At 67.3% G+C, this 9,198-nt stretch carries 9 protein-coding genes; 5 read left to right on the forward strand and 4 right to left on the reverse strand.

The window, feature by feature from the left end; genetic code table 11:
- The first annotated feature begins 36 nt into the window (after window positions 1-36).
- Genes VFG40_RS01620 through VFG40_RS01635 form a run of 4 tightly spaced genes read left to right on the forward strand, consistent with a single transcriptional unit; the run spans window position 37 to window position 2,310 of the window.
- The gene (locus tag VFG40_RS01620) at window positions 37-696 is read left to right on the forward strand and encodes an energy transducer TonB (protein ID WP_324894206.1); all 660 of its coding nucleotides are present in this window, start codon (window positions 37-39) and stop codon (window positions 694-696) included.
- A 47-nt stretch (window positions 697-743) separates the two neighbouring features.
- On the forward strand, window positions 744-1,478 hold the full coding sequence (locus VFG40_RS01625) for a MotA/TolQ/ExbB proton channel family protein (protein ID WP_324894208.1): 735 nt from the start codon (window positions 744-746) through the stop codon (window positions 1,476-1,478).
- Window positions 1,479-1,489: 11 nt separating this feature from the next.
- Entirely contained in the window at window positions 1,490-1,903 is a 414-nt protein-coding gene (locus tag VFG40_RS01630; protein WP_324894210.1) for an ExbD/TolR family protein, read from the forward strand.
- Window positions 1,904-1,908: 5 nt separating this feature from the next.
- On the forward strand, window positions 1,909-2,310 hold the full coding sequence (locus VFG40_RS01635) for an ExbD/TolR family protein (protein WP_324894212.1): 402 nt from the start codon (window positions 1,909-1,911) through the stop codon (window positions 2,308-2,310).
- Window positions 2,311-2,411: 101 nt separating this feature from the next.
- Here the strand turns inward: VFG40_RS01635 and VFG40_RS01640 are convergent, their stop codons facing one another.
- Both VFG40_RS01640 and VFG40_RS01645 read right to left on the reverse strand, forming a co-directional pair.
- Complete coding sequence (locus VFG40_RS01640) at window positions 2,412-3,155, reverse strand: pyridoxine 5'-phosphate synthase (protein ID WP_324894214.1); 744 nt, start codon at window positions 3,153-3,155, stop codon at window positions 2,412-2,414.
- A 102-nt stretch (window positions 3,156-3,257) separates the two neighbouring features.
- Window positions 3,258-3,893 (reverse strand): 4'-phosphopantetheinyl transferase family protein, encoded by a 636-nt coding sequence (locus tag VFG40_RS01645; protein WP_324894216.1) that lies wholly within the window; start codon window positions 3,891-3,893, stop codon window positions 3,258-3,260.
- 83 nt (window positions 3,894-3,976) lie between these two features.
- Between VFG40_RS01645 and VFG40_RS01650 the strand changes: the two genes are divergently transcribed.
- Window positions 3,977-7,447, forward strand: a complete 3,471-nt coding sequence (locus tag VFG40_RS01650) for a hybrid sensor histidine kinase/response regulator (RefSeq protein ID WP_324894223.1) — start codon at window positions 3,977-3,979, stop codon at window positions 7,445-7,447.
- A 20-nt stretch (window positions 7,448-7,467) separates the two neighbouring features.
- On the opposite strand, the gene VFG40_RS01655 is transcribed toward VFG40_RS01650, so the two are convergent.
- Together VFG40_RS01655 and VFG40_RS01660 are read right to left on the reverse strand one after the other, a co-directional pair.
- Window positions 7,468-8,142: a response regulator transcription factor gene (locus tag VFG40_RS01655; RefSeq protein WP_324894218.1), complete on the reverse strand. Its 675-nt coding sequence runs from the start codon at window positions 8,140-8,142 to the stop codon at window positions 7,468-7,470.
- Between the two features lie 54 nt (window positions 8,143-8,196).
- Window positions 8,197-9,198 (reverse strand): AMP-binding protein (locus tag VFG40_RS01660; RefSeq protein WP_324894220.1); only part of this gene is annotated, 1,002 nt, incomplete at its 5' end.

Genomic DNA, 9,198 nt, shown 5'->3' on the forward strand with positions numbered 1-9,198 from the left:
ACGCCCACCGATCGACTCGCTTCAAGATAGTGACAGATGGCCTCACGCAACGAAGAAACCGACAACAAGTCGTTCAACTGGAGGCGCACCTGGGCGTTGGCGGCTGCCATCGCGCTGCATTCCTTCGCGTTCCTGATGCTGGTGTCGCCGATGGCGCCGCCCAAGCAGGCGGAAAAAGAGAAGGATCGCGTTGTCCAGGTGAACTTCATCGAGCCGCCGCCGCCGCCGCCGCCCCCGCCGCCGCCGCCGCCGGAGCCGCCGAAGCAGCCGCCACCCAAGATCATTCAACAGAAGACGCCGCCGCCGACACCGCCGCCGCCTGCTCCGCCGCCGGCTGTGGACGAAGCGACGACCAATCCGGCCCCGCCGGTTCCGCCTTCGCCTCCGGCCCCGCCTGCTCCGCCGTCGGATATCACGGCGAGCCAGGATTTGAGCTACAACAGCCGGATGCAGCCGCGGTATCCGCCGCAGGCAATTCGTCAGCGGCACGAGGGCACGGTGACGTTGCTGATCCTCGTGGCCATCGACGGCACGGTGAAGGATGTCAAGGTGGACCAGTCCAGCGGCTATCGCGAGCTTGATCGCGCAGCCATGGATGCCGCCCGCCGCTGGCGCTTCAATCCGACGATCCGCAATGGTCAGAAGGTCGAGGGCTACGCTCGCGTACCCGTCAACTTCAACCTCAATCAGCTGTAATCCCCATTACAGTTACAGTTCACGCTTGACTTCCCAAGGGTAGCGTTATGTTCCAACAGACCTCTGCACCACTGACCAACTCCGAAGCCATGAAGCAGATGGGCTTCAGCGACCTCGTCCACAACCTCGACCCGATTGGCTGGATCGTGCTGGTCACGCTCGTGATCATGTCGGTGGCCTCGTGGTACTTCATCGTGGCAAATGCCATCCGTAACGCCATGGTCCGGTCGCGTGCCGACAAGGTGATTGCCGGCTTCTGGAACACCGGCTCGACCCAGGAAGCGATTCGCGAGCTGGAAGCGCAGCCCAAGAGCGAGCCGTTCTCCAAGATCGCGCTGGACGCGGCATCGGCTGTAGCGCATCACCAGCAGGCTGCTGCCGGCGGCAACGGTCTTGCGCAGACGCTGAGCCGGTCCGAGTTCATCGATCGCGCGCTGCGCCAGGCAGTTGCTCGAGAGAGCCTGCGTCTGGAAGGCGGCCTGACCTTGCTGGCAACGGTCGGCTCGTCGGCACCGTTCGTCGGTCTGCTGGGTACGGTGTGGGGCATCTACAACGCCCTGATCGGCATCGCGGCCGCGGGTAACGCGTCGATGACCGCCGTGGCCGGCCCGGTGGGTGAGGCGCTGATCATGACCGCCATCGGTCTGTTCACCGCGATTCCGGCCGTGCTTGCGTACAACTTCTTCAACCGCTCGAACCGACTGACGTACGCCCAGTTCGACGAATTCGCGCACGACCTGCACGACTTCTTCGCCACCGGCGCGCGCGTCGAAGGCAAGTGAGGGCCTGATCCATGTCCATGAGCACCGGTGACAGTTCCGGCGGTCCGATGTCGGAAATCAACGTCACGCCGCTGGTCGACGTGATGCTGGTGCTGTTGATTATCTTCATGATCACGGCACCGCTGGCCAGCCACAGGATTGACGTGAAGCTACCCACGGCCAATCCGAAGGCGACCGACGACAAGCACATCGAGCCGATGGATCTGGCGGTGACCCCGGACGGCAGCATGTATCTGGACGACCGGGAAGTCGACGAGAACCAGCTGAAGGCCGCGTTTGCGGTGGCCGCCTCCAAGTCGCCCCAGCCCGAGCTGCAGATTCGCGCGGACAAGACGACCGAGTACAAGATCGTGAAGAAGATCCTCGCCGATGCGAAGGGTCAGGGCATGGTCCACGTCGGCTTCATCACGACTGGCAAGGAGTAACGACCATGGCATTCAGTTCCGGAAGCGGCAAAGGCCCCATGGCTGACATAAACGTCACGCCGCTGGTCGACGTGATGCTGGTGCTGCTGATCATCTTCATGCTGACCGCGCCGATCGTGACCCATGACGTGAAGATCGATCTGCCTCAGCCGACGAACAACCCGAACCCGCCGGAGTCGGTGGATCCGGTTCGCCTCAAGATCGACGCCTCGGGCTCGCTTTACTGGAACGACGTTCCGGTCGACGAGAGCGGCCTCAAGGCGCAGATGGCGGTGATCGCACAGCAGACCAACCAGCCAGAGATCCAGATCAACGCGGACGACACGGTGGTTTACGAGTCGGTGGCGCGGGTACTGGCTGACGCCAAGAGCTATGGTTTGACCAAGATTGGTTTTACCGAGGAATAAGCTTTCCTGGCGCGATGGTCTCCCCTTGTTTGGGGGCGAAAAAATCCCCGCGGATGTGCGGGGATTTTTTTTGGCTGCCTGTGCCGTTGACTCGAAGCGAGTCAGTCGAGGATCTGGCGGTACCGTCGTACGGTTTGCGCGAGTCCGTCGTAGAGCGCCTCGCCGATCAAGGCGTGACCGATGGAGACCTCCGCCAGCCCCGGTATGGCGGCTTTGAAAGTGCCCAGGTTTGCCTGGCTCAGGTCGTGCCCGGCATTGACGGCCAGACCCGCCTGCTGCGCGCGCCGCGCGGTTTCCGCGCAGGCCGGGAGCGCCTCGTCGACACGGCCTCCTGCGAACGCTTCGGCGTACGGACCGGTATAGATCTCCACCCGCTGGGCGCCGATGCGCACGGCAGGTTCGAAGTCGCTGGTGCCGGGATCGACGAAAAGGCTGACGCGGCAGCCCAGGTTTCGCAGCTGATCGACCAGCGGACCAAGCCGCTCTGCGTCGCGCGCCAGGTCGAAGCCATGGTCGGAGGTGATCTGGCCGTCGCTGTCAGGCACCAGGGTGACCTGGGTCGGACGCACCTCCCGGACGAGTTCGACCAGCCCCGGATAGGCACCCCGCGCTGGCGCAAATGGATTGCCCTCGATGTTGTATTCCACCCGGCCGCGCAGCAGCGCCGCGAGCATGCGCACGTCGTCCGGACGCACGTGCCGCAGGTCCGGGCGAGGGTGCACGGTGATGCCGCCGCAGCCGGCGTTGATGCAGGTCTGCGCCGCGCGGGCGAGCGACGGCTCTTCGCCACCGCGCGAATTGCGCAGTACGGCGATCTTGTTGAGGTTGACGCTGAGCAGGGTCATCGGATGCGATACCAACGGGCCATGGGATGACCGCCGCGCAAACCGGCCGCGCGGGCGGAGACCAAGAGTACGCCAAGGCGCCGCCGTATGCCCCCGCAATACCTAGCCCGAAGGCGTCATCCAGCGAATCGTGCGTGGACCGCCACGCCAGGCGAGCGCAGCGATGTACTTCCCGCCCGGGTTCAGCGCATGGAGCTGCCACGCGGCGGGCTCGTCGCCAGCGAACGCCATCAACTGCGGCGCACCCGTGCTGATATCGACACAGACGCGGTCGAGCCCGAACGCCAGTCCGCGTCCGTGGGCCTTGAGCATGGCCTCTTTCGCGGTCCACAGATGCAGGAACCCCAGCTCACGCTGGTGCGCCGGCATGTCCTCGAGCATCGTTGCCTCCGTCCCCGCAAAGAACCGCCGCGCCAGGGCCAACACGTCGCGCGACCTGCGTGGCGGGAAGCACTCCAGGTCAATGCCTGGCTGCACTCCGCGAGCCAGGGCGATCAGCGCGCGCGGCCCACTGTGTGACCAGTTGAACCGCAGATCGGCCGAGTCGCGCAGCATCGGTCGGCCGTGGGAATCCTCCACCAGCTCGACCCCGTCGATGCCAGCGGCCAGGTAGCTGCCCAGGACAAGCCGCAATGGCGCGCGATGCCGCTCGCGCGCATACGGCACCGACCAGAGGTGAACCTCGTCAAGGCGCAGGGGCTCTGCTAGTTTGCGGGTCGGTGGCGCGCTGCCGGGCATGCGGCATGGTGACTGTCCGTGACGGCGCAGCACAAGAGACGTTTCGCGCGATGGAAGCGCACGCATCGGGCGAGGGGCAAGACGTGATTTCAGGCTGGCTGCTGCTGGTCGTTGCAGCGCTCTACGTGGGCCTGCTGTTCGTGGTCGCGTGGAAAGGCGATCGCAATCCCCTGTATCCGCGCAAGGCGCGTTTGCGCCCCGTGGTCTACAGCCTCGCGCTCGCCGTGTACTGCTCCTCGTGGACCTTCTACGGCGCGGTCGGCACGGCCGCCCGCAGTGGGCTGGGCTATCTGCCGATCTACCTCGGCCCGGCGCTGTTGTTCCTGTTCGGGTTCGGCTTGATGACGCGGCTGGTCACCGTGGCCGGGCAACGCAACATCACCACGATCTCCGACTTCATCGGCGCCCGTTTCGGCAAGTCGCACGGTCTCGCCGCCCTGGTGGCGTTGATTGCGGTGACGGCGGTGGTGCCTTACCTGGCACTGCAGTTCAAGGCGATGGCGATGTCGGTGGACGTGCTGTCGGGCAACGGCCCGTTGTCGATCGTGCCCTCCACCGATAGCGCCCTGTGGTGCGCGCTGCTGCTGGCCGCGTTTGCGATCCTGTTCGGCACGCGCAGCATCGACGCCAGCGAGCATCACCACGGCATGATGCTCGCGATCGCGCTGGAATCGCTGATCAAGCTGCTGGCCTTTCTCGGCCTCGGCGCGTACGCGCTGTGGCGCGGTCCCGGGCTGCAGACACTGATGCAGATGCCGCACGTGCCGCTCACCCAGGGTCAGTCGCCGGGTTTCCTCGCGCAGACCCTGCTCGCGTTCTGCGCGATGTTCTGCCTGCCTCGGCAGTTCCAGATCGGCGTGGTGGAGTGCGAAGACCCACGCGACCTGCGGCGCGCGCGCTGGATGTTCCCGCTGTACATGTTGCTGATCAGCCTGGGCGTGCTGCCGATCGTGGCTGCCGGCATGCATCTGCCCTCGGTACGCGGCGGCCTCGCCGACGCGTGGGTGCTGAACCTGCCATTGGCCTACGGCGATCGCGGCGCGGCGCTGGTCGCCTTTCTGGGCGGGTTCTCCGCGGCCACCGGCATGGTGATCGTCTCCACCGTGGCGCTGTCCACCATGATCAGCAACGACCTGGTGATGCCTGCGCTGCTGCGCATCCGCCGCCTGCGCCTGGAACAGCGCCACGACCTCTCGCTGCTGCTGCTGCGCATTCGCCGGGTGGCGATCCTGGCGCTGGTGCTGCTGGCCTACGGCTACTACCTGGTCGTGGCGGACAATGCCAACTTGGCCGCGACCGGACTGCTCGCGTTCGCCGCCGTTGCGCAGTTCGCGCCGGCGATCATTGCGGCGCTGTACTGGCGTGGTGCCAGCCAGGCCGGCGTGGCGATCGGCCTGCTCGCCGGCTTCGCCACCTGGATCTACACCCTGCTGCTGCCGGCGATCGACCGCCATGCCGCCTGGCTGCAGTCCGGGCCGTTCGGCATCGGCTGGCTGCGGCCGCAGGCGCTGTTCCAGCTCAGCGGCTGGGACCCGGTGATGCACAGCACGTTCTGGTCGTTGCTGGTCAACGTGGCCTGCCTGGTGTTCATCTCGCTGCGCTTTCGCCCCACGCTCGCCGAGCGCATCCACGCAGCGATGTTCGTCGACCCGTTCGTCACCAGTACCTCCAGCGCCGGCGACTGGCGTGGCCGCGTCGCGGTGGGCGATCTTCTGACCATTGCCGGCCGCATCGTCGGCGAGCGCAGTTCGCAGCGCGCATTCGCCGAGTACGGCCTGCGCCAGGGCAAGGCCCTGGAGCCGAGCGAGTCGGCCGAACGCGGGCTGATCCAGTTCACCGAGCGCCTGCTGGCCGGCGCCGTGGGTGCGGCCAGTGCGCGGCGCATCCTGATGGGCGCGCTGTCCGGCTCCGGCCTGGACATCGCCGAAGCCATGGCGCTGATGGACGAGGCGTCGCAGGAGCTGCGCTTCAACCGTGAGCTGCTCTCCACCACGCTGGAGAACGTCTCGCAGGGCATCAGCGTGGTGGATGCGCGCATGCGCCTGGTCACCTGGAACCGCCGTTACCTGGAGCTGTTCGACTACCCCGACGGCATGGTCTACATCGGCGTACCGGTGGCCGACCTGATCCGCTGGAACGCCGAGCACGGCGAGTGCGGACCGGGCGAGGTGCAGGCCCACGTGGCCAAGCGCATAGGTCATCTGCGCGCGGGCACGCCGCATCTTTTCCAGCGCGTGCGGCCGGACGGCACGGTGATCGAGATGCGCGGCCGCGCGTTGCCGGGTGGCGGCTACGTCACCACCTACACCGACGTCACCGCCTACAAGCACGCCGAACTCGCGCTGATCGAGGCCAACGAAACCCTGGAGCAGCGGGTGGAGCAGCGTACGGCCGAACTGAGCGAAGCGCTGGCGGCAACCGCGCGCGCGCAGCGCGAGGCGGAAATGGCGGTGGTTTCCAAGACCCGCTTTCTCGCCGCGGCCAGTCACGACCTGCTGCAGCCGCTCAATGCGGCGCGGCTGTTCACGTCGGCGCTGCGCCAGCAGCCGGCGCTGGACGAGGAGTCGGGCCGGCTGGCCGAGCGGATCGACGCGTCCTTCCGCGCCGCCGAAGACCTGCTCGACGCGCTGCTGGACGTATCCCGCCTCGACGCCGGTCGCTACCAGCCGGAGTTCAGCCACTTCGCGCTGGCGGACCTGTTCGACTCGCTCAAGGCGCAGTTCGCGGTGGTGGCCGAGCAGCGGGGCCTGCGCCTGCGCGTGGTGCCCACCGACCTGGCGATCCGCAGTGACGCGCAGCTGCTGCGACGCGTGCTGCAGAACTTCCTTTCCAATGCGTTGCGCTATACCCGCGAGGGCAGCGTGCTGCTTGGCGCGCGCCGGGCCGGCGACGAGGTGCGCATCCAGGTGTGGGACACCGGCCCAGGCATTGCGCCGGAGCAGCGCGCCAACATCTTCGACGAGTTCCAGCGCCTGCAACGGCCCTCGCCCTGGGGCGAAAAGGGGCTGGGCCTGGGACTGTCGATCTGCGACCGCATCACCGCCATCCTTGGCCACCGGGTGGAGCTTTCCTCGCGCGTGGGCCACGGCAGCTGTTTCGCGGTGGTGGTGCCGCGGGTTCCGGCGGTACCGCGCCGGCCCGCGGTCACGCCGCGGCTGCCTACTGGCGAACAGCTGGAGCTGACCGTGCTGTGCCTGGACAACGACCCGACCATCCTCGATGGCATGCAGGCCCTGCTCAAGCGCTGGGGCGTGGATTGCCGGCTGGCCGAGGACGTGGCCCAGGCCGAGGCGCAGCTGCGCGGTGGCGAGATCGACCTGCTGCTGGCCGACTACCACCTGGCCGACAGCGTCGACGGGCTGCAGGCGCTGCAACACCTGCGCATGCGCCTGGGCAAGCTGCCGCCGGTGGCGATGATTACCGCCGACGGCAGCAGCGAGCTGAAACAGCGTGCCCGCGAACTGGGCTATCCGTTGCTGCACAAGCCGGTGCGCCCGGCTGCCCTGCGCGCGCTGCTGGGCGCGTTGCTGCGCAAGCAGGCCAGCAACGGCTGAGCGAGGCCCTTCGGGTTGCGCTATTCCGACTCGTCGTCCGGCAACGGCTGCATCGCGCCCGGGTCCACCGCCAGCTGACTGGCGGCGAGTGCCACCTGGGTGCGGTTGTTGACCCCGAGCTTGCGCATGATCGCCGTCATGTGCGCCTTCACCGTGGCTTCGGACACGCCCAGGTCCCAGGCAATCTGCTTGTTGAGCTGGCCTTCGGCGATCATCGTCAGCACGCGAAACTGCTGCGGCGTAAGCGAGGCCACGCGCGCGGCGACATCGGCTTCGTCATTCTTCAGCGCAATGTCGCCGCCGACCAGCTGGTGCGGCAGCCACGTGTTGCCCTCGAGCACCGAGTGGATCGCCTGGACGATCTCGTCGCCCGGGGTCGACTTGGGGATGTAGCCGGACGCGCCGTGCGCCAGCGCCCGCCGCGCCACCTGCGCCTCCTCGTGGCCGGACACCACGATGGTCGGCAGCCCGGGGTACTGGCCGCGGATATGCGCCAGCGCCGAGTAGCCGCGCGCACCTGGCATGTGCAGGTCCAGCATCAGCAGGTCCGCTTCCGGGTACTGCTCGATCAGGCCGAGCAGGGCGTGCACGCTGTCGGCGCAGTGGGTGTGTGCATCGGGCAGCGCGGTGATCACCGCGCGGCGCAGGGCATCGCGGAACAGCGGATGGTCGTCGGCGATCAGGACGTCAGGCATAACGACCATTGTAGGCGTGGCGTGCGCAGCAACGCAGAGCGCGGGGGGTGCTGGTCATTTGATCAGCCGCTCGTCGACCAGGTTCTTCACCACACCCGGATCGGCCAGCGTGGAAATGTCGCCGAGCTGGTCGGTCGCGTTCTCGCCGATCTTGCGCAGGATGCGGCGCATGATCTTGCCCGAGCGGGTCTTCGGCAGGCCCGGCGCCCACTGCAGGTAATCGGGCGTGGCGATCGGGCCGATCTCCTTGCGTACCCACGCCACCAGCTCCTTGCGCAGCTCGTCCGAGCCGGTTTCGCCGGCGACCAGGGTGACATAGGCGTAAATGCCCTGACCCTTGATCTCGTGCGGGCAGCCCACCACCGCCGCCTCGGCCACCTTGGGGTGCGCCACCAGCGCGCTTTCCACCTCCGCGGTGCCGATGCGGTGACCGGACACGTTGATCACGTCGTCGACGCGGCCGGTGATCCAGTAGTAACCGTCTTCGTCGCGGCGCACGCCGTCGCCGGTGAAGTAGTTGCCCGGATAGGCGCTGAAATAGGTTTCGATGAAGCGCTGGTGGTCGCCGTACACCGTGCGCATCTGGCCCGGCCACGAATCGGTGATCAGCAGGTTGCCCTCGCACGCGCCTTCCTGCACCTCGCCGTTGGCGTCGACCACCGCCGGCTTGATGCCGAAGAACGGCAGCGTCGCCGAGCCGGGCTTGGCGTCGATGGCGCCGGGCAGCGGGGTGATCAGGATGCCGCCGGTTTCGGTCTGCCACCAGGTGTCGACGATCGGGCAGCGCTCGTCGCCGACTACGCGGTAATACCACTCCCACGCCTCCGGGTTGATCGGCTCGCCGACCGAACCGAGCACCCGCAGCGAGGCGCGCGAGCAGGCCTTCACCGGGCCCTCGCCCTCGCGCATCAGCGCGCGAATCGCGGTGGGCGCGGTGTAGAACAGCGTGACCTTGTGCTTGTCCACCACGTTCCAGAAGCGGCTGGTGTCCGGGTAGTTCGGCACGCCGTCGAACATCACCGTGGTGGCGCCGTTGGCGAGCGGACCGTACACCAC

Origin of the sequence: Dyella sp. (assembly GCF_035685805.1) — a bacterium.
In the GTDB taxonomy this organism is placed as follows: domain Bacteria; phylum Pseudomonadota; class Gammaproteobacteria; order Xanthomonadales; family Rhodanobacteraceae; genus Dyella_A.

Bases quoted from the DNA above. Each gene is read 5' to 3' on its own strand.
- VFG40_RS01655 (WP_324894218.1), bottom strand. From the start codon at position 8,142: ATGCCTGACGTCCTGATCGCCGACGACCATCCGCTGTTCCGCGATGCC.
- VFG40_RS01625 (WP_324894208.1), top strand. From the start codon at position 744: ATGTTCCAACAGACCTCTGCACCACTGACCAACTCCGAAGCCATGAAG.
- VFG40_RS01640 (WP_324894214.1), bottom strand. From the start codon at position 3,155: ATGACCCTGCTCAGCGTCAACCTCAACAAGATCGCCGTACTGCGCAAT.
- VFG40_RS01620 (WP_324894206.1), top strand. From the start codon at position 37: ATGGCCTCACGCAACGAAGAAACCGACAACAAGTCGTTCAACTGGAGG.
- VFG40_RS01645 (WP_324894216.1), bottom strand. From the start codon at position 3,893: ATGCCCGGCAGCGCGCCACCGACCCGCAAACTAGCAGAGCCCCTGCGC.
- VFG40_RS01630 (WP_324894210.1), top strand. From the start codon at position 1,490: ATGTCCATGAGCACCGGTGACAGTTCCGGCGGTCCGATGTCGGAAATC.
- VFG40_RS01635 (WP_324894212.1), top strand. From the start codon at position 1,909: ATGGCATTCAGTTCCGGAAGCGGCAAAGGCCCCATGGCTGACATAAAC.